16 protein-coding genes are annotated in these 23830 nt (G+C 32.6%); 5 read left to right on the plus strand and 11 right to left on the minus strand.

What is annotated here, in order from left to right:
- Positions 1-36: 36 nt before the first annotated feature.
- The 4 genes from J8L88_RS21685 to J8L88_RS21700 are packed head-to-tail and all read right to left on the minus strand — an operon-like array spanning position 37 to position 6785.
- A complete protein-coding gene (locus tag J8L88_RS21685; RefSeq protein ID WP_211061828.1) occupies positions 37-3579 on the minus strand; it encodes an efflux RND transporter permease subunit in 3543 nt (1180 codons plus the stop codon).
- A gap of 6 nt (positions 3580-3585) precedes the next feature.
- A complete protein-coding gene (locus tag J8L88_RS21690; protein WP_118388898.1) occupies positions 3586-4752 on the minus strand; it encodes an efflux RND transporter periplasmic adaptor subunit in 1167 nt (388 codons plus the stop codon).
- An 8-nt stretch (positions 4753-4760) separates the two neighbouring features.
- Positions 4761-6182 carry a TolC family protein gene (locus J8L88_RS21695; RefSeq protein ID WP_027393929.1) on the minus strand — a complete coding sequence of 474 codons (1422 nt, stop codon included), beginning with the start codon at positions 6180-6182 and terminating at the stop codon, positions 4761-4763.
- A gap of 3 nt (positions 6183-6185) precedes the next feature.
- Positions 6186-6785 carry a TetR/AcrR family transcriptional regulator gene (locus tag J8L88_RS21700; protein ID WP_118388900.1) on the minus strand — a complete coding sequence of 200 codons (600 nt, stop codon included), beginning with the start codon at positions 6783-6785 and terminating at the stop codon, positions 6186-6188.
- Between the two features lie 539 nt (positions 6786-7324).
- Between J8L88_RS21700 and J8L88_RS21705 the strand changes: the two genes are divergently transcribed.
- Positions 7325-8299: a polyprenyl synthetase family protein gene (locus J8L88_RS21705; RefSeq protein WP_211061829.1), complete on the plus strand. Its 975-nt coding sequence runs from the start codon at positions 7325-7327 to the stop codon at positions 8297-8299.
- Positions 8300-8394: 95 nt separating this feature from the next.
- On the opposite strand, the gene J8L88_RS21710 is transcribed toward J8L88_RS21705, so the two are convergent.
- A complete protein-coding gene (locus J8L88_RS21710) occupies positions 8395-8739 on the minus strand; it encodes a hypothetical protein (protein ID WP_211061830.1) in 345 nt (114 codons plus the stop codon).
- Positions 8740-8910: 171 nt separating this feature from the next.
- Between J8L88_RS21710 and J8L88_RS21715 the strand changes: the two genes are divergently transcribed.
- Complete coding sequence (locus J8L88_RS21715) at positions 8911-9537, plus strand: hypothetical protein (RefSeq protein ID WP_211061831.1); 627 nt, start codon at positions 8911-8913, stop codon at positions 9535-9537.
- 16 nt (positions 9538-9553) lie between these two features.
- Here J8L88_RS21715 and J8L88_RS21720 read toward each other — a convergent pair whose 3' ends face one another.
- Both J8L88_RS21720 and J8L88_RS21725 read right to left on the minus strand, forming a co-directional pair.
- Positions 9554-9925, minus strand: coding sequence for a hypothetical protein (locus J8L88_RS21720; protein ID WP_027393924.1), 372 nt, complete (start codon positions 9923-9925; stop codon positions 9554-9556).
- A gap of 138 nt (positions 9926-10063) precedes the next feature.
- The gene (locus tag J8L88_RS21725; RefSeq protein WP_035085784.1) at positions 10064-10585 is read right to left on the minus strand and encodes a hypothetical protein; all 522 of its coding nucleotides are present in this window, start codon (positions 10583-10585) and stop codon (positions 10064-10066) included.
- A gap of 114 nt (positions 10586-10699) precedes the next feature.
- On the opposite strand from J8L88_RS21725, the gene J8L88_RS21730 reads away from it, so the two are divergent.
- Together J8L88_RS21730 and odhB are read left to right on the plus strand one after the other, a co-directional pair.
- Positions 10700-13486 (plus strand): 2-oxoglutarate dehydrogenase E1 component, encoded by a 2787-nt coding sequence (locus J8L88_RS21730; protein WP_211061832.1) that lies wholly within the window; start codon positions 10700-10702, stop codon positions 13484-13486.
- A gap of 60 nt (positions 13487-13546) precedes the next feature.
- Positions 13547-14773 carry a 2-oxoglutarate dehydrogenase complex dihydrolipoyllysine-residue succinyltransferase gene (odhB, locus tag J8L88_RS21735; protein WP_211061833.1) on the plus strand — a complete coding sequence of 409 codons (1227 nt, stop codon included), beginning with the start codon at positions 13547-13549 and terminating at the stop codon, positions 14771-14773.
- Between the two features lie 95 nt (positions 14774-14868).
- Here the strand turns inward: odhB and J8L88_RS21740 are convergent, their stop codons facing one another.
- The 4 genes from J8L88_RS21740 to J8L88_RS21755 form a co-directional block, all read right to left on the minus strand.
- Complete coding sequence (locus J8L88_RS21740) at positions 14869-17397, minus strand: glycoside hydrolase family 9 protein (protein ID WP_211061834.1); 2529 nt, start codon at positions 17395-17397, stop codon at positions 14869-14871.
- A 483-nt stretch (positions 17398-17880) separates the two neighbouring features.
- A complete protein-coding gene (locus tag J8L88_RS21745) occupies positions 17881-18825 on the minus strand; it encodes a GYDIA family GHMP kinase (protein ID WP_211061835.1) in 945 nt (314 codons plus the stop codon).
- 121 nt (positions 18826-18946) lie between these two features.
- Entirely contained in the window at positions 18947-19600 is a 654-nt protein-coding gene (locus tag J8L88_RS21750) for an ATP-binding cassette domain-containing protein (RefSeq protein ID WP_211061836.1), read from the minus strand.
- A 456-nt stretch (positions 19601-20056) separates the two neighbouring features.
- Positions 20057-21373 (minus strand): hydroxymethylglutaryl-CoA reductase, degradative, encoded by a 1317-nt coding sequence (locus J8L88_RS21755; protein ID WP_118388906.1) that lies wholly within the window; start codon positions 21371-21373, stop codon positions 20057-20059.
- Positions 21374-21625: 252 nt separating this feature from the next.
- Here J8L88_RS21755 and J8L88_RS21760 point away from each other — a divergent pair, with 252 nt between their 5' ends.
- Positions 21626-23797: a S9 family peptidase gene (locus J8L88_RS21760; protein WP_118388907.1), complete on the plus strand. Its 2172-nt coding sequence runs from the start codon at positions 21626-21628 to the stop codon at positions 23795-23797.
- The last annotated feature ends 33 nt before the right edge of the window (positions 23798-23830 follow it).

The raw sequence follows: 23830 nt of genomic DNA on the forward strand, positions 1-23830 counted from the left end.
CAAATCTGCGGCGTTTTTTGTATAATTAAGTTTCACTTATGTTGTAGATGGTATAGGAATTTCACCACCCTCATCATCTTCAAGATCTGGTTCTTCAGTGATTATTGTTTTAGCATCTCTTTTTTTACTAAACCAAACCTTTATCTTGTGTACCATAAAGAACAAACAAGGTACTATAATTAGAGTAAGGAAGGTAGCTATAATTAATCCGTAAATAACAGCCCAAGCTAAAGGTCCCCAGAAAATCACATTATCACCACCAATATAAATTTTAGGATCAAAATTGGCAAATAATGAGAAGAAATCAATATTAAATCCAACTGCTAAAGGAATCAGACCTAATACCGTTGTTATCGCAGTAAGAATTACAGGTCTCAGACGAGCTCTTCCTCCCTTTACGATCAGTTTCATTACCTCATCATTATCAAGATGCTCATTTTCCGGAATATTGAGTTCTACTTTCTTACGATCAATCAATAATTGGGTATAATCAAGAAGTACCACCCCATTATTTACTACAATCCCTGCCAGAGATATGATTCCCATCATGGTCATCATAATTACGAATGCTGCCCCAGTGATTAGAATCCCTCCAAATACTCCAATAAAGCTTAAGAAAATTGCAATCATAATAATTGTAGGTTTTGAAATAGAGCTAAATTGGAAAATAAGGATTAACATAATAAGTCCTAATCCTGCAAAAAAGGCACCCATTAAAAACTCCATTTGTTTATTCTGTTCTTCAATCTGACCCGTATAGTTAATTTTAACACTGTTTGGTTTACCTGTAAAACTTGCCATCTCAGTTTCTATTTGTGCTACGATAGCACCGGCATCAGTATAACCAGGTTGTAATCCAGAATATACAGTAACCACTCTCTTAGTATCACGATGTTTTATAGCACTAAAAGAAGAAGTATTCTTCTTAGAAGCTACTGCAGAAACAGGAATTTCTTTGAGTCTACCAGTTGCTTGATCTCTAAACGTAATATTTTGATTAAATAGAGCGCTGGTATTATAGCGATCATTTTTATCAAAGCGTACATAGATATCATAATCTTCTCCTTCTTTTTTGTAAACACCAGCTTTTTCACCAAAAATAGAACGACGCAATTGATTACCAACCTGACCAGCTGCTACACCTAATTCACCAGCTTTTTGTCTATCAACAGCTACTTGCATAGCCGGTTTCCCTTTATTAACATCTATTTTTAATTCTTCGATACCAGGAATATTTTTTTCATTGATAAAGTTTCTCATACGTTCTGCAACGTTAATCAACTCATCATAATTTTTTCCTTCGATTTCGATATTGATTGGATATCCAGCGGGGGGGCCTACTGCATCTTTTTCAACAGAAATAGCAATACCAGGATAAATTCCTTTTAATGCTTTTTGTACTTTAAATCGTAATTCTTCAGAATCTTTTCCTTTTCTGAATTTAAACTCTCTCATAGCGGCAATGATCTTACCACGATGCGGCATTTCTGCACTACTACCACCATCTGTTTGAGGATTTCCGGCACCTTCCCCTACTTGGGACACCGCAGCTTCTACCAAAAAGTTGTGATCTTCACCTTCGATATATTCTTGATCATTTATGATGGCGTATACACGATTTTCAATTTCTTTAGTGATTTTATTTGTTTTTTCGATATCCGTTCCTTGTGGATATTCGATGTATACAATGATTTGATTTGGGGTGTTATCAGGGAAGAATTCTACTTTAGTTCGTTGACTTCCAATCGAAGCACCAAATGCACCAAATACTACAAAAAGTAGTAAGAATGTTCCAATTATAAAAGCATAAGTTCTCCATCCTCTTAACGCAAATGAAAGAAAGCGTTGATAAGTGTTTTCTAACCAAGTTAAAATTTTGGTTTGGAAAAAAGTAGCCATTCTTTTTAAAAGGTACTTATAAATCCAGAACATGATCGCGGTAAATATCATTAAAGTACCAAGTCCTCTTGCTGGACCGCCAACAATCATTATAAATATTCCAAACCCACCAAGAATTAAACTTAGGCGTATCAATTGTTTTACTGTTAATTCTTTTTCACCAATGTCCATGAATCTAGAAACTAACATGGAGTTAAAAAAGATAGCTACAAATAATGACGAACCTAATACGACCGATAATGTAATTGGAAAATATATCATAAACTGTCCCATGACACCTGGCCACATACCTAGAGGAACAAAGGCAGCAACTGTTGTTAGTGTAGAAACAATAATAGGAAATGCAATCTCGCCAATTCCTTTTTTGGCTGCTTCGATACGAGACATGCCTTCTTCTTCCATTAAACGGTATACATTTTCTACTACTACAATACCGTTATCTACGAGCATTCCTAAGCCCATAATCAATGCAAAAAGGATCATAGTATTCATTGTGTACCCTAATAGAGATAAAATCATAAATGATATGAACATAGACATAGGTATTGCAAACCCAACGAACAAAGCATTTCTAAATCCCAAGAAAAACATCAATACACCAACTACGAGAATTATTCCAAAGATGATATTGTTTACCAGATCATCTACTTGATTGATCGTTTTTGTTGATTGATCATTAGCTATACTAATATTTAGATCTGTAGGGAATACATTTTCTTCGGCCTCTGCAACGATTACTTTAATTTGGTCTGCAGCTTCTACCATATTCTTTCCAGAACGTTTTTTAACTTCTAGCATTACTACATTATCTCCAAATTCTCTAGCATAGGTAGTTTTGTCTTCTTCTTTAAAAGTAACTTTTGCAATATCTCTAAGATATACAGCTCCGTCTTGAGATTTTACTACAAAATTATCCAGTTCTGAAGGTTGATCTATCTCACCTAGAATTCTGATTGTTCTTCGTTGTCCGCTAGTGATCATATTTCCGGCAGACATAGTGACATTTCCGTTTCTAATGGTATTAATGACATCATCAAAACTTACTTTAGCAGCCATCATTTTATAAATATCAACAGCTACTTCTACTTCCTTTTCTTGGGCGCCTCTTATGTCAACACCTTTGATCTCTTTTAGATCTTCAATTTCATCCTCTAGATATTCTCCAAATTGTTTTAACTTATCTACTGGATAATCACCAGTTATATTGATATTCATGATTGGAGTTTCTTCTGAGATACTCAAATCAAAAACATTTGGTTCTACCTTGGCTCCATTAAAAGTGGGCCAGTCTTCGTTAGATTTTTCAGAGTCTACCTCATCTTTTACCTTTTGTTTTGCTTCTGCAACAGTAAATTTTTCTTCGAACTCTACTGTTATAATTCCATAATCCTCCTGAGATGTAGATACTATCTCTACAACTCCACCAAGGTTCTTTAATTTATCTTCTAAAGGATCAACGATAAGTCTTTCTATATCTTCAGAGGTATTTCCTGGGTATGGAACGCTAATGTAAATTTTGGTTTCATTAATTTCTGGGAAATTCTCTCTTGGCATAGAAAAATATGCCGATAATCCAAGAATGAAGAAAATCGCCATCATTACATAAATGGTTGTTGGGTTGTCTATGGCCCAAGACGATAATCTAAATTCTTTATCTACTTTTTTCTTATTTACTTCCATAAGATATTAGTTTATAATTTCTACTTTCTGACCATCTTTAACACTTCTAGCTCCTTCACTTATGATATCATCTCCATTAGTGATTCCTTCTAGGATTTCTATATAGTCTCCTTGAGTTTTCCCAGTTTTTACGATTGTACGTTTTGCTTCTGCTATATTTTTAGCATCTTTTCCGGAAGTTACATATGCATACTGATCACCTTCAGAATTTTCTGAAATAATACTTTGGGGTATCAAGATTGCCTTTTCGCTAGTATAATCGTTGATTTTTACTTTAGCGGTAAGGTTGGGTTTAATAATGCCGTCCTTATTTGGTACTGATACTTCTACAGTAAATGAACGATTATTAGGATTTATATAATTACCCACTTGTCTGATTTTTGTATCTATAGTTGTTCCCAATATTGGAAAATGAACTTTTGCTTCTTTTCCTTTCACAATACTAGAAATATATGTTTCTGGAACTTCGATCTCAATATACATATCGTTTAAGTTAACGATACGAATTAATTCTGTTTGTCCAGGAGCAACAACACTTCCTTGTTCTGCGATAACATCATCAACGATTCCAGAAAATGGAGCGGTCACTACGGATCTAGCCAATTGTCGTTTCATCTGATCAACTCCGTTTTTAGAAGACTCATAAGTTGTTTTTGCTTGTAAGTATTGAATTTCGGAACCTATTTTTTGTTCCCATAATTTTTTCTGGCGCTCATAAGTAGTTTTAGCTAATTCTGCCTGCACTTCCATTTGAGCCACTTGTTGACTAAGACCACCATCATCAATTCTAGCCAATGTCTGACCTTTAGAAACACGTTGTCCTTCTTTCACAAATACTTTTAGAAGTGTCCCAGAAGTTTCTGGATATAGAACAATATTCTTTTTTGTTTCTACACTTCCTTGTAATTCTAAATAGTGATTAAATAAAGTATCTTTTGCTTGTATTGTAGTAACCAGAGGAAGTTTTTTGATACTGTCTAATGATGCTATAGCTTCGTCTAATTGCTTAAGTTTGTCTGCAATAGTTTGTTGTTCAGCTACAATTTCACTTCTTTTAGCTCTAATCGCAGTTAGGTCGCCATTTTCTATTACTTTTTCAATAGATTTTCCATCTTTTTGACCACAAGAAGCAAAAAGAAGAAATACAGAGAATATGGTAAGTATTTTTTTCATGAGTATGTCTAATTATTAGGTGTATTTTGAATTGATTCTAGTTTGGCTTTATTGTTTATAATAGTAAGCATTGCTTGTAACACTTCTTGTTGTACACTGTACAATTGTAATTGTGCTTGTCTTAACTCAAAACTGGATGCCAATCCTTCGGTATATTTGATTTGGTTTTTGTTTTCTATTCTTTCTGCTAAGGCAAGATTTTGCTTAGAGGTTTCATATGTTTCTAGAGAAAGTTGATAATCACTTACTGTAGAATTGTATTGTAATTGAATTTGCTGTTGTACTTCTGTAAAAGATGTATTTGCTTGTTCAAAAGCGATTCTTGCTTGTTGTGTTCTTGCACTTCTTCCTAAAGAACTGAAAATTGGAATATTAAGGCTTACTCCTAATATTGAGGATTGAAACCAGCGTTGTTCGTTCTCTAAGAATGTAAAAGAATTACTATTGGCTTGGGTTCCATAATTTACAAAAGCGGATAATGTAGGCAAGGCTTTACTTTTTTCTAATTTTAGTTCTAATCTTCTTTGCTCTGTTAATAAATATCCTAATCTATAATCAACATTATTTTCTATGACAAAAGGTTTTAATCCAACAGATGTATCTACATTTTTAATAGTTAAAGTATCAAGGTTGTCGGACAAAACAGTATTAGAATCAACATCTACTCCAATAGTGAGGTTGAACATTTGTAATGCTATTTTAGATAATCGTTGTGCATTATTTAGTTGATTAGTAATCTGCAGTAACGTGATTTGCAATTGTTCTACATCTTCTTCTTCTGCTAAACCATTTTCGAAAATCTTTTTTCGTTCTTCATAATTCTTTTCTAAAGCAGTTTTATTATTCTCAAGTATTTTTACACTTTCATTTGATACCAAAACACTACCGTAGGCATTAATAACACTTTCGCGAACATTAAGTTGTGTTTTTTCTTGAGAATCATTAGTGTACTGTAAGAAACTTTTAGCAGCTTCTAAACCAACAAGATAAGATCCATCAAAAAGTAGTTGAGATAATGTAGCACTTGCAGTTAGTTGTTGTTTAGTTCCAAAAACTACTGGTATAAAACCTTCAAGTGGGTCGGGAGAACCATTAGCGGTTAAGTCAAAGAATTCTTCAACGGTATTAATAGTACTTTCTCTACTGTCAAAAGCTGATGCTGGTAACAAAGAAACTGGTTGCTTTAATTGATTTTGATAATCAATCGCAGCATTAATTTGTGGTAAACCGGTTGCTGTGGTTTCCCATTTTTGCTTTAAAGCTTTAGCTACATCTCGTCTAGCATTGATAGACTGATAACTATTTTCTAATGCAAATTCAATTGCTTCATCCAATGTAAATGAATATTGTGAAGAAACGGGTGTTTCTTGTGCAAAAGAAATTGTTGTAAATAAGCTAAAGAAACATATCGACCAAAGGTTGTTTCTCATAATTTATGGTTGTTTTAATAGGTTGTCTAAAATTTTTAATCCTTTTTCTGTGGCGATACCACGTACATGATATTCTAAATAATCTGTCATTAATTTTGATATTGGAAATCGTTGGATAGGAAACATTTCTTGATCCTTTATTCCTGTCATTCCCATAAAGTATAATCTTGAAATAGTTTCAGTATCGATATTTTCTCTAAAAACTCCTGTTTTTATACCTCTTTCCAAATTTTCTATAACGCATTCTTGCATTGTGTCAAATTGTCTAATTTTTAGACTACTGTGAATTTTTGGATAATATTTTTGAAGCTGATATTGAGGGGATGTCTTTTCACCTTTAAGGTGATGCATTACAAATGCCTTAATGGCGTATAATTCTTCTATGGGTTCTTTGTTTTCTTCTAAAATAGCGTCGATTCCATCGCTAACATTACAGAATAAATGATCTGTAGTAGCCTCGACTAGCTTTGTTTTATTCTGAAAATGTGCGTAAATCGTTTTCTTAGAGATTCCCATTTCCGAAGCAAGGTCATCCATTGTAACACTCTTAAAACCAAGGTTTAAGAACATGTCATTTGCTTTTTCAATTATTTTTTCCTTCATCTAGGGTTTAGATTATTTTGTGCAAATGTACATGAGGAAACTTTAAAAACATTAAAAGTTTCCTAAGTTTCACAATTTTTTAACAATGAAATAACTTGAACCGTCACAATGCAGGGTTGAACTGTTTTAATTATGCTTTTCTTTTTTGAATAAAACGAAAAAGGCTGTCTAATTTGGACAGTCTATCTTATAAATTACAAAATCTTAATTTATTACTTTAGATTTAGTTGATGTATAGTAGTGTTTATTTTATAGTTTTTAGGGGGATCTTTCATATGCTCCGAAGCTATTATTAGGTTTTGTGCTTTTACAAGTATTAGATATTGTTAATATTATGGTGTAGACAAAGGTTTTAGAATTATTTTTTTTATGATTAAGACTGTTTTAGGTTAATTTTAAAGAATTACTATCATGGATTTTATAGGTGTCCGAAGACTTTTAGTTTCAATAAAATAGTATATGTTTATTTTGACTAGAGATAAGGTTTTTAACTAAACAGATTTTTAATTTTTATTTTACCTTAGCGCAAAAAAAGAGTGGTGAATAGCATTTCAGATTATCAAGAATATTTTTTAGATTATTTATCAAAGAATACTATAGACAAGGAACCCAAAAATCTATATGAGCCTATTTCCTATATCCTTACACTTGGAGGGAAAAGATTAAGACCAGTTTTGGTGTTGATGACATCTGAAATTTTTGGTGGATCCTACGAAAAAGCCCTTGATGCGGCACTAGCCATTGAAGTTTTTCATAATTTTTCTTTAGTCCATGATGATATTATGGATGATGCCCCGCTAAGAAGAGGGAAAGAGACTGTTCATGAAAAATGGGATATTAATACAGGGATTCTTTCGGGAGATGCTATGTTGATTAATGCCTATCAACTTTTTGAAAATTATGAAGGAGATACTTTTAAGCAATTAGCACAATTGTTTACTAAAACTGCAATTGAAGTTTGTGAAGGGCAGCAGTACGACATTGATTTTGAAACAAGAGATGATGTTACAATTCCAGAATATCTAAAAATGATTGAGTATAAAACTGCGGTACTGGTTGCTGCAGCGATGCAAATGGGTGCAATTATAGCAGATGCCTCAGGTGCTTGTAAATCTGCTATTTATGATTTTGGGAGGTTGCTTGGTTTGGCTTTTCAGTTGCAAGATGATTATTTAGACGCTTTTGGTGATCCTGCTACTTTTGGAAAGCAAGTAGGTGGAGATATTATCGAGAATAAAAAAACCTTTTTGTTCCTTAAAGCAATGGAGAATGCAGATGATAATGTGAAAAAGCAGTTAGAAGGACTTTTTTCTTTAAACCCAGAAGATTCATCGGAGAAAATACAAACCGTTAAAAGTATTTTTGAAACTACTGGAGCAAAAGAAAAAACAAGAATAGAAATAGAGAAGTATACAGAAAAAGCTTTTGAGGTTTTAAATAATTTATCGATTTCACAGGATAAAAAGAAAATTTTACAAATTTTTGGAGAACAATTGATGAATAGAAATGTATAAAAAAACCTGATTTATAATTAAATCAGGTTACGCTTAGTTGAGGCAAAAAAACTGCGTATTAATATTAATAAAAGTAGTTGTAGGTTACTACGATATTAACTTCTTTTGTTTTTTGTAATTTTTACTGAGTTAAAATTAAAATCAGTATTAGCGATAAAGTTTTCTCCCGTTTTTACATTCATGAATTTCCATTGATATCCTTGTTCGGTCTCTTTTACATCTGACCTGGCTATAGAAGAAATTGGTACGCCTAAATAATTCTGAATTATACTATTAATTTTACGGTTAATTTCTTTAGATGCATAATTTATGCTAGCTTCGTTTTTACGAGCTTTTTCTGGTGCGGATGTTACGGTATTTGTTTCTTTTAATGTTTCTTTAGAACTAGAGCAACTAATAATGGAAAACCCTAAAAGAGCAATGAGTAATTTTGTTTTCATAATGAGTTTGTTTAATAATTCAAAATTACTGGTTAAACACATCAAGATTATGTTTTAAGCATAAAATTAAAATGTGATATTGGTTGATTTGTTGATTTTTTCGATTAAAAACAGTTATTAAGAAAAAAAGCTTATCTATTGTAACCTAATTGTAAGTAAGTAGTTATTGTTATGAAAATATTTCCACTTGTATTATTATTGTTTTTCCTAAGTGTTTCACACGGACAGGAAAGTTTTGATGATGTTAATGATTCCTATGAAACCTTTTTAAAAAGAATTACAGCAAAGGATACTTTAATAAAAAATAGAACAAAATATTATAAATGTTCGGAGGATTTATCAGGAAGAATAGAGCTTTATTATTTGGATGATAAATTGAGATTGATGACTCATATTTATAAGCAAGGTTTTGGTAATGATACGTTTTTAGAAAATTATTTTATAGATGAAGATAAATTAAAGTTGAAGACTTCAATTTCTGAAATCATGTATATGAATACACTTTATAAAGAAAGTAGTCAGGGAGTGTCCTCTACAACTGCAGAAAAAGTAATTGAAGTTACAGAACAAAGGATGTACTTTGAAAATAAAGAGAATTCAGGTTGTTTCGAAAGAAAGCATAGCGAAAAACTTGTTGATTGGGATCATGAATACTTTAATACCCTCGTATTTAAAAAAGGTACTTGTATTGAAGATACCGCTGAAGTAAGCTATAAATATAAACTTTTAAGAAAAGCAGAACAGAAACTACAGAGTTATTCAAACAGAAAACGACAATGTATTTTTCATATCTGGTAGAATACAATAATATCTTTTAAAAATCAGATACTTGAGTATTAGGTTTCTTCTTGTTCTTTGTTATTTTAACAGACTCAAATTTAAGATCAGTAGATCCTATAAAACTTTTACCGTTTCTTACATTCATAAATTTCCAGTGATATCCAGAATTAGTAAGAGTAATTGGTGATATGGCAATAGAAGATATTGAAATCCCGAGATGTTTCTCGATAATTGTATTAATTTTTCCTTGTATTTTAGGATCGTTTACTTCGGTTACTCCTTTTTTTTCTTTTTTTACGTAATAAGGATTGTTGTTAGGATCGAATTTTGTCGTTACCGTTTTTTTGTTGCTAGAACACGAAGATACTGCTATCGCAATGGATAGCATTAGTAAGTAGTTTTTCATTTTATTTTGGGGTTTTAATCGTAATTGATATTAAAAGTAGAAAAAATACAAGAAAACTATGGCGCTTCCGCTATATATTAGATAACCGGTATTTTTTTCTAGATAAAAAACGTATTTTTTTCTGTAGTATTGTGGTTTTTAGAAAAATACTCTCACGAAAGGAGCATAAGCGCTGGCATAAATACTTTTGTTGTCATCGTATAAAACATCATATCGTAAACCAACACTAACAAATCCTACTCTATAGCCTGCACCTATAAATAAAGCGGGATACCAATAATTATCATTTATATTGGGTCCTTCAATTTCAAAACTTCTACTTACTCCCATTTGTTCAAACTCAGCAGATAATTGTAATGAAGGAAAAGGATTGTAAAGAGTAATAATGCTAGCACCATAATTTGTTGCCGTAAAATTACGAGAATCAGTATATCCAAAATTAAGACCAAAACCCATACTGAATTGATTATTAAAATCATAGACAGCAGAAGGAGCTAGGATTCCGTTAAAAGTATCGTTTGTAAACCCAATACCTATGTTACCTCCAATCCTCACTCGAGACCAAAAATTGTCTTCCTGAGAATAACATTGTTGTAAGGAAAATAACATTGCGGATACTAAGAGTATGATTTTGATTTTATGAATAAGAAACACTTTCATTGTTAAAATGGTAAAAAAATGTTACAATAAATATATATAATTCCATACTCAATATACTGTAATTATTGTATTTTTGTGATGTTTTATAATAAAAAGACGGTTGAATACTTACATATGGATAAATATTCATTTTTGAATGCGGCTAATACCGCATTTTTTGCAGATTTATACGATCAATATTTGCAAAGCCCAGATAGTGTAGAACCTAGTTGGAGAGCATTTTTTCAAGGATTTGATTTTGGATTAGAAAGTGCAGATGGCTCTGGGGAAACAATTTATATAGAAAAAGATTCGGGAGATACTGCTGTAGCTGTTCCCGAAAATCTTCAAAAAGAATTTCAGGTTGTGCGTCTTATCGATGCCTACAGAACCAGAGGTCATTTGTTTACCAAAACAAATCCAGTAAGAGAAAGAAGAAAGTATCATCCTTCTCTTGCTCTAGAGAATTTTGGTTTAAGTCAAGGGGATCTTAATACAGTGTTCAATGCCGGAGAGATTATTGGAGTTGGACCTAATACATTAAGTAATATAATTGTTCATTTAGAGCAAATATATTGTGATGCTATAGGTATCGAATACATGTATATTAGAAATCCTGAAGAGAGGCAGTGGATACAAGATCGTGTAAATTTTAATACCAATAGGACTAAATTTTCTACTGATCAGAAAAAACATATTCTTAAGAAACTAAATCAAGCAGTATCTTTTGAGAGCTTTTTACATACTAAATATGTAGGTCAAAAGCGTTTTTCTCTAGAAGGAGGAGAGTCTTTAATACCTGCATTAGATGCTTTAGTAGAAAAAGCGGCTGGTATGGGAGTAAAAGAGTTTGTTATGGGGATGGCACATCGTGGTCGTCTTAGTACATTGACCAATATTTTTGGAAAAAGCCCAAAAGATATATTTAGCGAGTTTGATGGTAAAGATTATGAAGAGGCTGTTTTTGATGGAGATGTAAAGTATCATTTAGGATGGACTTCTAAACGAAAAACAGATTCGGGTAAGGCAATTAACATGAATATTGCCCCTAATCCATCTCACTTAGAAACTGTAGGAGCGGTAGTAGAAGGAATTACTAGAGCTAAACAGGATAAGTATTATAAAGATAATATATCACAGGTTTTACCAATTGTTGTTCATGGAGATGCAGCTATTGCTGGACAAGGTTTGGTGTATGAAATTGTCCAAATGGCACAATTAGATGGTTATAAGACAGGTGGAACTATTCATATTGTCGTAAACAACCAAATAGGTTTTACTACGAATTATTTAGATGCACGTTCATCTACGTATTGTACAGATGTTGGTAAAGTAACCTTGTCTCCTGTACTTCACGTAAATGCAGATGATGCCGAGGCTGTTGTGCATGCAACAAATTTTGCGCTTGATTTTAGAATGAATTTTGGACGCGATGTATTTATAGATTTACTAGGCTATAGAAAATACGGTCATAACGAGGGTGATGAGCCACGTTTTACACAACCCAAGTTGTATAAGGCAATAGCTAAACATAAAAACCCTAGAGATATTTATGCAGCGAAATTAATTTCTGAAGGAATTATAAATCACGATCATGTTTCGGATCTTGAAAAAGAATATAAAGCATCTCTAGAAGAAGAGCTAGAAGATTCTCGAAAACAAGAAAAGACAGTAATCACTCCTTTTATGCAAGATGAGTGGGCTGGATTTACAAGAGTTCAAGAGGATGAGATGATGGAAGTTGTGGATACCACATATTCTAAAGAAGCACTAACTGAGATTGCAGAGGTTATTACTAAATTACCGTCGGATAAGAAATTCCTTCGTAAAATAGAGCGTTTAATTGATCAACGACATAAAATGTTTTTTGAGAAAGATCAGTTGGATTGGGCTATGGGAGAATTACTAGCATATGGATCACTGCTCAAAGAAGGGTATGATGTTAGAATGAGTGGACAAGATGTCGAGAGAGGAACTTTTTCTCACAGACATGCTGTTGTAAAGGTTGAGGATAGTGAAGAGGAAGTATTGTTATTGAATAACCTAAAAGGAGAACAAGGAGATTTTTATATCTATAATTCTTTGCTTTCAGAATATGGCGTTGTTGGGTTTGATTACGGATACGCTATGGCTAGTCCAAAATCCTTGGCAATTTGGGAAGCTCAATTTGGAGATTTTAGTAATGGAGCGCAGATTATGATTGATCAGTATATTTCTTCTGCAGAGGATAAATGGAAGCTTCAGAATGGATTAGTAATGTTATTACCACATGGATATGAAGGACAAGGAGCAGAACATTCTTCTGCGAGAATGGAACGTTACCTTCAATTATGTGCTAAAGATAATATGTTTGTAGCAGATGTTACTACACCAGCCAATATGTTTCATTTGTTAAGAAGGCAAATGAAAGCTACATATCGAAAACCTTTGATCATTTTTACTCCAAAAAGTTTATTGCGTCATCCTAAAGTAGTTTCTTCTGTGGAAGAATTTGCTAATGGAAGTTTTCAAACTGTAATAGATGATCCTGTAGCTAAGGCAAAAGACACTAAAACATTGGTTTTCTGTACAGGTAAGTTTTATTATGACTTATTAGAAGAAAAAGAAAAATTGGATAGGAATGATGTTGCTTTGGTGAGATTAGAGCAGTTATTTCCACTTCCAGCAAAGGAAATGGATACATTAATTAAAAAATACAAGGCTACCGATGTTGTTTGGGCTCAAGAAGAACCACGTAATATGGGTGCGCTAAGTCATATTTTAATGCATTATGATGATGCCAGTTCATTTAGATTTGCAAGTAGAAGGCCTTATGGGGCACCTGCGGCGGGTAGTGCTACTAGATCTAAAAGAAGACATCAAGAAGTAATCGATTTTGTTTTTGATAAAACAAAGGATAATCAAAGAAGAAAAAGAAAATAGTAAAGTAACTATAAATAGAAATATTTTCGCGAAAGCGATATAAAGTATAAATTTAGAATTATGGCTTTAGAAATGAAAGTCCCTTCTCCGGGAGAATCCATTACAGAAGTAGAAATAGCTCAATGGCTTGTAGAAGATGGTGATTATGTGGAAAAAGATCAAGCAATAGCAGAGGTAGATAGTGATAAAGCAACGTTAGAGCTTCCTGCAGAAGCTAGTGGTATTATTACACTAAAAGCAGAAGAAGGAGACGCTGTAGCTGTTGGTGAAGTTGTGTGTCTTATTGACACAGATGCAGCTAAACCAGAAGGAGGTTCTTCTGCATCTAAAGAAACTTCAAAAACGGAAGAAAAAAAGGAAGAGGCACCAGTACCTGCGAAAACAGAAGCTCCAGCTAAAACAGAAACATATGCAACTGGAACTGCTTCGCCAGCTGCTAAAAAGGTGTTAGCTGAAAAAGGAATTGATGCTTCTCAAGTAAAAGGAACTGGGCGCGATGGACGTATTACCAAAGCAGATGCAGTTGATGCAAAACCATCAATGGGTACTCCAGGACCTGGAAGTAGAGGAGAATCACGTAAAAAATTATCTATGCTACGTCGTAAGGTAGCGGAGAGATTAGTTTCTGTGAAGAATGAAACTGCGATGTTGACTACTTTTAACGAAGTGGATATGCAGCCGATATTTGATTTAAGAAAACAATATAAAGAAACATTCAAAAGCAAGCATGGAGTTAGTCTTGGATTTATGTCATTTTTTACATTAGCTTGTGTAAGAGCTCTAAAAATGTATCCAGCCGTTAATTCGATGATCGAAGGTAAAGAGATGATTTCGTATGATTTCCAAGATATCAGTATTGCCGTTTCTGGACCAAAAGGATTGATGGTTCCGGTAATTAGAAATGCTGAAAACTTAAGCTTTAGAGGAGTTGAGTCTGAGGTTAAAAGGTTGGCAATTAGAGCTCGTGAAGGTCAGATAACGGTAGATGAGATGACAGGAGGAACTTTTACAATTACTAATGGAGGAGTTTTTGGTAGTATGTTATCTACTCCGATCATAAACCCACCGCAGAGTGCTATTTTAGGAATGCACAATATTGTAGAAAGACCAATTGTAAGAGACGGACAAATAGTTGTAGCACCGATTATGTATGTGGCATTGTCTTACGATCATAGAATTATTGATGGTAAAGAATCTGTTGGGTTTTTGGTAGCTGTTAAGGAGGCATTAGAAAATCCTGAAGAATTATTAATGGATAATAATATAAATAAAGTCCTCGAACTTTAGTCGAAGGTTTTCTTACTAAAAAGATAAAATCACCCTATTTAATTATTAAAATTAAATAGGGTGATTTTTTAGTTAGAGTTTGTATTAAAATTGTTTTACTTCTTTGCAATTTTAGTTGTATAACTTTGGTTTTTAGTAGTTACTTTAACTAAATAGAGTCCTGTAGTAAGGTTACTTATATCTATGCTGGAAGAAGTAGTGTTTATTTTTTTTGACAAGACATTTTTACCTCGAAGCGAGTAGATTTCGATATTCGAGGATGCTATGTCTGTTGGGAATTTTATATTTAAAATGCTACTTGAAGGATTTGGGAAGATCTTGACAGAACTTATGTTCTCTTCTAGCTCATTTATAGATAATGTAGCTGATTCTTTTTGATAGAAATCTAAAGCGTGCATTGCATAGACTAGAGGGGCGTTCCAATTAATAGTAATTTCATTGGTAGAATATGAACACCAGTGGTCTACATATTTTGAAGCTGGCAAATTAGAAGGGAAATTAATTCCAGAACCTGTGCAATCACCTGTGTCTGGGTTGTTTTCATTTTGCGGTCCTCCTACAATCATCCCAGGAATAGGAGCAGAAATACCGTCAGCATCAGATATTCTGTGGTGAGGTTCGAATACTTGTGTATCTCCAAATCCAGTTACATAAGAGTATCCAGTTCCGTTTCTACCAAAAATATAGTCCATCGCTGTATAAGCAGCGTCTAAATAAGACTCATCTTGAGTCAACTCATATGCTCTGATCAGTAAGATTAATTGATTTCCTACTGCTCCATTACTACCCCAAGAATAGTCGTTAGTAGACATTGTAGTTTTCATTGGAGAAGTATTAACCTGATTCTTTAACTGATCAGCTGTGCTTATTAAAGTGCTATTGGCTGCAGTAACGTTAATTGAACTTGCTAAACTGGTAGTGTATTGAGCGATTGAAATTAGTGCAAGAGGATCACTATATGGCCAGCTTGGAGTTCCCCCTCCAATAGAACTTACATCAATGTCATCTCGATAGGTATTTTCTCTAGTTGTAATAAATAGTTCTACTGCTGCCCATTGAAATTCATCGGTAACATTCGTATCTCCGTATTCTCCGGTAGAAATATCGGAAACAGGTGTTCCGTTTCCTTGGCTATAATAAATAGCAGGATTAGCTTTTGCCCAAGAATAGGCATCTTTTGCTGCTTGTTCTAATTGTGCACTAAATCCAGGTCTTACGCTTTCGTAATCAGAAAATATTCTTGATGCCACTGCGGTTACAGCAGCAAAATTTAAAGCTGCTGCAGTTGATTTTTGTACAACAAATCTTTCTAAATTATATGCGGCAGGCATAACTCTTCCAGAGAAGTTTTTAGCAGTTAATTTATGGTATACTCCACCATCATTCGGGTCTTGCATGTCTAACATCCAATCTAAATTCCATAAAACTTCATCTAAGATATCAGGTAAATCTCCACCTTGTTCAGGAATATTATATTGTAAGCTTTGCCATTCCGTTTTATAATGTTCATATGCAGCTAATAAGGTATATGTACTAATTCCACTATTTACTACGTATTTGTTGTAATCTCCTGCGTCATACCATCCTTTTGGTGCAGATATTACTGTTCCCTCTGGTCGTGCAGATGTCGCTGCTGATGAATGCACACGAACGACATCATCTGGAGTTCCTGCTGGTCTTGCATAAATACCTGCGTGGGTTGACTCTAATGCCGTAGAAGAACGGTTGTAATAATAGTACTTAAAAGCTTCTTCTCTAAGTTCTGCATACCCATCTGTACTTACGTTAAAGGTGATTTCTTCAGTATCTATTAGAAAACGATATGTTCCTTCGGTGTCCACTTCAGAAATATCTACATTCACAATATGTTCTCCAGAATCACTCCATAAAGAAGATGCTCCTGTAGTTCCAGATAATACTGTATTGTTAGAGTTATCTAGTATGGTGTATGCTTGATTGCTAAAACTACTTTGAGCTACAACACTAATGGTTTTATTTCTACCTGTTAAATATGATACTTGATTGTAGCGAACCTCATATGCGGATGGTGGAGGAGGTGTTTCTAAAGGTTCTCCAAAGGAAATCCAATCAATTTCAATAGTTCCCGAGTATCCTCCTTCTGCAGCATTTACAAAAAATTGAACAAAAGCTATTTTAGAAGGATCTACAGGGCAAGGAGCTGTAGCTTGTGTACAATCAGAACCTCCATAACCTCCATCTTGTAAATTAGAAGAATAATCTAGTTCGTAAATAGTAAACTCATTGTCTATTCTAATAGACAACGGGCTTAGATTAGATACAAAACCATCTTCATCTTGGATGTCAATTCTTAAATCCGGGTTGGAGCTACCCTTTACTTTAATATATAGTTTGGTTTGGTTTGATATGTTTATTGATATATCAGAACCATTGTTGTGTAGTGTATATTTAAATGGGCTAAAAGCTCCTGCAGTACCATTAGCATTGATTAATAAATTATCATTAGATAATGACACGGCATAAGCAGAAGTAGGTTCTACACTTAATATGTTTTCGTCAAAATTATCACTGTAGATAATTTGACTGTTGCCTACAAAAGCAATTAAGAATGAAAGGGCGATAGTATACAGAATTCTTTGTTTCATTGGGACAATTTTTTTTTGAATTTCAAGGGTTGTTTTTACGTTTTAACTTTAAAAATTAATGAGATATTGTATTTAAAAGAAGTTAAGTTATTGTGGAATTGTTTAAAAGATAAAATTTAAAAAGTCACGAAAACTTTGTGCTTAATTTTAAGTAACTTTTTTCTTTCTATAAAGTTTGTGATATGTGTTACCAGCCTAATTAAAGCTTCATTTAATTATTTAATTCATCATTATTCTCGAGTCAATTATTAAAGATAACGCAGAATAGTAGTATTGTATTTATATCGCAATCTTTACATTTTATGAACATGATGTTTTGAATGATGATTAAGATATAAAAACTCTTTTAAATACCTAGTTTATAGGTAATGTTTTGAAAAATATTAAAGGTGTAAAAAACCTGTATTATAGATATTTTATATAGAGGAATGAATGTTATTTACTAGTAAAAAAATGCAAACTATCCATTTTTCAAAAAAAATATTACAGAACCATTTCAGAATAAGGTATAATAGTTTCATAACCTTTATTAGAAAAATAATTTATGTCAGAAATAGTTCCAGTGGCTAGGACAAAATCTCCTCCCCATCCACCAAGGCTTTTTATGCTTCCTGAATAATCCGAAAATAAGGTAGATTTTATGGTAGGCGTTTTGATAATTTTAGATATTGTTTGTTCGTGTAGATCAATAAGTTTACAAAACTCTTCTAATGAAGAACATTCTATTAGTGAATTGGTAATTTCTTTAATTTTTTCCGAAGCTACATCAAAATCCTTAAGAGGTAAAGATTGATAGTGCTTGATGGATTGTTTACTATCTTGTTTTTGATTAAGATAGACAAAAAACAAATGATCTTTAAAAATAGGATCAAATTGGGCAATACTGATTACAGGAGTATCTTCTTTTCGTATATAAAAAATTGGTGTAGTGTGTTGTGCACTAGCAATATCATAACCGCTTCCTCCAAAACTTTTTTTTAGCAATGTAAAAGCATTGACATCTGCCCATTGAGCAATATTATTTATAAGTGTTGAAGAAGAGCCTAATCCCCATTTTCGATTAAACTCTAAGTGAGTTTCTACGTAACATCCTTTTTCGCCAGAAAGAAAATCAGGATTTAGTTCCTGAGCTACTTTCAGTATTTCTAAAAGTGTTTCGGAAATTCCTAAACCTTCTTCATCTGTTAAGAAACGTGTGTTAGATGAATTAGCTTCTGAAATTGCTAAAGGGAGTTTAATAATCGTTTCGAACCAGCAATCACCATCTTTATCAAAGCTTTTCCAAGAAATATGATCAGAATCATTTTCTTCAACTTTTAACCATTGTCCAGGTTTTGTAGGTAATGCTAGTGCTTTGATGCCATCAAGAACAAGATATTCTGAAGTTAGGAGAAGTTTGCCGTGACTATAAAATGATTTTTTCAACATATAATTTTGTCTTAACCAGAAACAAATTTACTTTATTACTGCATTTAATAAATAAGAATACTCTAAATATATTAGTTATTAACTTATGTTGAATACAGCTTTTCGTAATTGAAGAGAAAACCTAAAAACTACTTAAGTAACCATAGCCAACCAGTTCGGTAGGATTTTTAATACGTGTAGAAGTGCTATTGTTTAATAGATATATATCATCTGATATGTCAAGAATATGACGATACATATGATCTGTTAGGATGATAATTTTATTTTTCTTTTCTTTCTTAATAAGTTCTATAAAGGTCTCTATATATAGAGGCGCAATATTTGAAAAAGGTTCATCTAATAACGCTATTTCTCCTGGACTCATTAACATAAGATATGTTTCTATAACTCTTTTTTCACCTCCCGAAAGATCATATATTTTTGGGTTTTGATACTTTTGAAATGGTTCGAATATGATCGTAAAAGATTCCCAGCTGAGGTTAAATAAACTAAAAACTTTTTCGAGAGAAATATTTTTTGGAATTGTATCTTTTTGGGATAAATATTTTACTTTTCCTGAAAGATAGAGAGGTCTGGCTTTGTTCTTTTTGTTAATACGAATCAATTTGTTTTGAGGTTTTAGATGCCCAAATATTATCTTTAGCAAGCTACTCTTTCCTGAGCCATTTCTTCCAAGTATTCCTGTAACTCTTCCTTTTTCAGCTTTAACATATACTCCATTTAGAATGAATTTATTGTTATATGATAATTCTACGTTGTCAATTTCTAGGATCATCTTATGAAATATTGAAATGAGTAAAAAGTCATAACAGAAGCTATACTATCAAATAAAAATCCAAACAAAAAAAGATGTAAATTATGTAGTCCTAGGTTTTCATAAAAGAAGAAACGATCAGTAAACGAAACCTCCATATTTGTATAAGAGACTAATTTATGCCAAATTTTTAGTCCTAAGAAATACACAAACTTTATTAAAATTATAAAAGCGAGCGTTGTGTTTTTTTCTTTAAATAAAAGTAAAAGTGTAACAAAGGTGAGGACGTAAAAATGCCTTTTATAGAATGAGAAAAGTAGATATAGTTTTGTCTGCATAGTTAAAATCAGAAATGCAATTTAGATGAATGACTTTAGTTGTTGACCAAACCAAAATCCAAATACGAGTTTTAATAATAAACGGTATAATTACCCTAGTATGACAAATTATTCTAAAATAAGAAAAGTAGAAGTAGGTTTAATTTCGTAGTTTTTCGATTTGTAGTACTACCTCACTATGTGTTACGGTATTAGTTTTAAAGTGCTCAACTAATTTTTCTTTTTCATCATTAGTGGCTTGAAACTGATTGAGGATATTCATTAAATGCATTTTCATATGGCCTTGTTGGATCCCGGTAGTAATAAGGGAATTGATGGCAGCAAAATTTTGAGCAAGTCCTGCTACTGCGGTAATTTCCATAAGTTTTTTTGCATTGGGACTTCCAAGTAAACTTAAGGCGAGTTTTACTAGTGGATGCAATGTAGTTAAACCTCCAACTGTACCAAGAGCTAAAGGGATTTGTATTGAAAAATGAAATACATTATTTTCAATTTTAGCCGCTGTTAGACTAGAATATTTACCATCTTTAGAAGCATATGCATGAGCTCCCGCTTCAATAGCTCTAAAATCATTTCCTGTTGCTAATACAACCGCATCAATACCATTCATGATCCCTTTGTTATGAGTAACAGCCCTGTATGGTTCTATTTTTGCAATTTGTACAGCTCTTACAAATTTCTGAGCATACTGTAAAGAGGTTAAGTTGTTTATACTTGGTAAATCATCAATGGAGCAAGAAACAGAAGCTTTAACTATGCATTCTGGAACATAATTAGAAAGTATGCTCATGATAATTTCTATCTTTTTTTCAGCTTCAGAAAATTCGTTATAGGTAGTCGCTGCATTGGTTAGGAAATCAGCAAACTGCTCTAAACAAGAGTTTATAAAATTTGCTCCCATGGCATCAACAGTACTAAAAGTACAATGAAGTTGATAGTAGTTTTCTAGTTCTGATGATTTATCTCTAAGCTCAATATCTATAATTCCGCCACCTCGTTTTTCCATGTTTTTAGTAATATGGGAAGCTGAGGAAATAAGATCAGACTTGATATTTTTAAAGAATCTTCTTAACTTTTCATTGTCTCCAGAAAATGTAAAATGTACCTGTCCGACTTTTGTAGTAGATAATACTTCGGCATTAAAACCACCTCTACTTTGCCAAAATTTAGCTGCTTTGCTTGCTGCAGCAACTACAGAACTTTCTTCTATAGCCATTGGAATAGTAAAACGTTCATTATTAATTAAAAAATTTGGAGCTACAGAAAAAGGTAAATAATAATTGGATATAGTATTCTCCGTAAACTCATCGTGCAACTGCTGAAGTTTTTCATCAGAATTCCAATAAGTTTTAATAATATCGATGGTGTTTGTGTCATTATTAAAATGATGTTTAACCAACCAATTTATTTTTTCGTCTTTAGAAAGCTTAGAGAAGCCAGAAACTACTGGAGCCATATTGTTTTTTTACTATAAGGGGTCAAAGATACTATTCTGTTTTGTTTCAAACGATTTTTATGAATTCATAAATGCAATATCCCGTTATTTTAAAAGTATATTATTCTATCTATTCACAAGGTTTTATTAATGATATGCTAATAAATATTCGTTTCTCGCATTCCATTTTATGGTATTTAACGTCAATTGTTGTATTTTTCACGGATTTTTTAGTATTCTTGGCGCTAACATTTTTTTTATTGAAATTAAGATATGAAGATTACCCGATTGTTTTTTGGAATAGCATTTTTTATAAGTTTTGTTACTATAGCGCAAGACAAAGCATTTATATTAGAAGAAATATGGGGAGGAGCATTTACAACTGAAAGGTTACAATCCTTGCATTCCATGAATAATGGTACGCAATATTCGGTTTTAGAAAGAGATAATACTTCTGGTGAAACTTCTATCGAAGTTTATGACTATGCCACTGGAGAAAAGGCAAATACATTAATCAAATCCTCTTTTATAGACGACCTGAAGTTTTTTCAAGGGTATGAATTTAGTAAAGATGAGAAGAGAGTTTTACTTGCAAGTGAGTTAGAACAAATCTATCGTCGTTCGTCAAGAGGAATTTATCATTTGTTTGATGTGGCTTCCAATAGTAGTTTTAAGATTAGTGACAGTAAAATACAATCACCCGCGTTATCGCCTGATGGAAATAAGATAGCATATGTATTAGATAATAATATATATGTCTTAAATTTTGTTACCGGAGAAGAGATTCAGTTAACAGATGATGGAAAAAAGAATGAAGTTATCAATGGTATTACCGATTGGGTATATGAAGAGGAATTTGCATTTGTAAGAGCATTTGATTGGAGTTCTGATAGTAATAAGGTAGCTTTTATAAGATTTGACGAAAAAGAGGTTCCAGAATTTTCAATGGATGTATACGGTGCACAATTATATCAAAAACAAGATGTATTTAAATACCCTAAAGCTGGAGAGAAAAATGCTAAAGTTTCATTACACATAGCCGATTTAGGAAGTATGTCTTTAGATAAAGTGAAATTAGGAGAGTATAAAGATTTTTATATACCAAGAATTAAATGGTCTACAAATCCAGATATTTTGAGTGTACAAGTATTAAACAGGCATCAAAATAATCTGGATTTAATTTTTGTAGATGCTAAAACGAAAACTCCAAAAATTGTGCTTAACGAGAAGGATGAAGCGTATATTGATGTTACCGATAATCTTACCTTTTTAGAAGATAATAGTTTTATTTGGACTAGCGAAAAGGATGGGTACAATCATATTTACCATTATAAAGAATCAGGAGAATTGATTAATCAAATTACTAGTGGTTCTTGGGAAGTAACAGATTATTATGGATACGATGCAAAAAATAAAAGTATTTTTTATCAAAGTGTAGAAAACAAGAATATCAATAGAGATATCTATTCAATTGGTTTAGATGGAAAAAACAAGAAGAGATTAAGTACTAAAGAAGGGACTAATGAAGCAGATTTTAGCGCAGATTTTAGTCAATACATCAATTATTTCTCAAATACATCTACTCCTTTTGAGTTTACTTTAAATAATGCTGCAGATGGAGCAGTAATTCGTGAGATTAAAAACAATCAAGCATTAAAAGATAAACTTGCAGAATATGATGTAAGACCAAAAGAATTTTCTACGATAGATATTAACGGCGAAACATTAAATATGTGGACAATCAAGCCAAAGGATTTTGATCCTGCTAAGAAGTATCCACTGTTTATGTATCAATACTCTGGACCAGGATCTCAATCAGTTAGTAATTCTTGGAATAGGAGTAATGATTATTGGTATATGATGTTAGCACAACAAGGATATATTGTTGTTTGTGTAGATGGAAGAGGAACAGGGTTTAAAGGAGCTAAATTTAAGAAAGTTACACAAAATGATTTAGGTAATCTAGAAGTTCAGGATCAGATCGCAGCAGCAAAACAACTAGGAGCTTTAGATTATATTGATGCATCCAGAATTGGTATTTGGGGATGGAGTTATGGTGGTTTCATGTCTAGTAATTGTTTGTTTAAAGCGCCTGATACTTTTAAGATGGGTATTGCAGTTGCTCCTGTTACAAGTTGGAGATTTTATGATACAATCTATACGGAACGATATTTGATGACTCCACAGGAGAATGCGAAAGGGTATGACGATAATTCTCCAATCAATTTTGTTGATGGATTAAAAGGAAAATTTTTACTAGTGCACGGTAGTGCAGATGATAATGTACATGTTCAAAACACAATGCGTTTGATCGAAGCATTGGTGCAGAAAAATAAAGATTTTGATTGGGCAATATACCCGGATAAGAATCATGCAATTTATGGAGGTAATACACGATTACATCTGTATAATAAGATGACTAATTTTATTAAAGCGAACTTATAATCATTAAACAACTCATTTTAATTAAACTAACAT

It is taken from the genome of Aquimarina sp. MMG015 (genome assembly GCF_018100855.1).
Classification (GTDB): domain Bacteria; phylum Bacteroidota; class Bacteroidia; order Flavobacteriales; family Flavobacteriaceae; genus Aquimarina; species Aquimarina latercula.

Bases quoted from the DNA above. Each gene is read 5' to 3' on its own strand.
- J8L88_RS21685 (WP_211061828.1), bottom strand. From the start codon at position 3,579: ATGGAAGTAAATAAGAAAAAAGTAGATAAAGAATTTAGATTATCGTCT.
- J8L88_RS21690 (WP_118388898.1), bottom strand. From the start codon at position 4,752: ATGAAAAAAATACTTACCATATTCTCTGTATTTCTTCTTTTTGCTTCT.
- J8L88_RS21695 (WP_027393929.1), bottom strand. From the start codon at position 6,182: ATGAGAAACAACCTTTGGTCGATATGTTTCTTTAGCTTATTTACAACA.
- J8L88_RS21700 (WP_118388900.1), bottom strand. From the start codon at position 6,785: ATGAAGGAAAAAATAATTGAAAAAGCAAATGACATGTTCTTAAACCTT.
- J8L88_RS21710 (WP_211061830.1), bottom strand. From the start codon at position 8,739: ATGAAAACAAAATTACTCATTGCTCTTTTAGGGTTTTCCATTATTAGT.
- J8L88_RS21715 (WP_211061831.1), top strand. From the start codon at position 8,911: ATGAAAATATTTCCACTTGTATTATTATTGTTTTTCCTAAGTGTTTCA.
- J8L88_RS21720 (WP_027393924.1), bottom strand. From the start codon at position 9,925: ATGAAAAACTACTTACTAATGCTATCCATTGCGATAGCAGTATCTTCG.
- J8L88_RS21725 (WP_035085784.1), bottom strand. From the start codon at position 10,585: ATGAAAGTGTTTCTTATTCATAAAATCAAAATCATACTCTTAGTATCC.
- J8L88_RS21730 (WP_211061832.1), top strand. From the start codon at position 10,700: ATGGATAAATATTCATTTTTGAATGCGGCTAATACCGCATTTTTTGCA.
- odhB (WP_211061833.1), top strand. From the start codon at position 13,547: ATGGCTTTAGAAATGAAAGTCCCTTCTCCGGGAGAATCCATTACAGAA.
- J8L88_RS21740 (WP_211061834.1), bottom strand. From the start codon at position 17,397: ATGAAACAAAGAATTCTGTATACTATCGCCCTTTCATTCTTAATTGCT.
- J8L88_RS21745 (WP_211061835.1), bottom strand. From the start codon at position 18,825: ATGTTGAAAAAATCATTTTATAGTCACGGCAAACTTCTCCTAACTTCA.
- J8L88_RS21750 (WP_211061836.1), bottom strand. From the start codon at position 19,600: ATGATCCTAGAAATTGACAACGTAGAATTATCATATAACAATAAATTC.
- J8L88_RS21755 (WP_118388906.1), bottom strand. From the start codon at position 21,373: ATGGCTCCAGTAGTTTCTGGCTTCTCTAAGCTTTCTAAAGACGAAAAA.
- J8L88_RS21760 (WP_118388907.1), top strand. From the start codon at position 21,626: ATGAAGATTACCCGATTGTTTTTTGGAATAGCATTTTTTATAAGTTTT.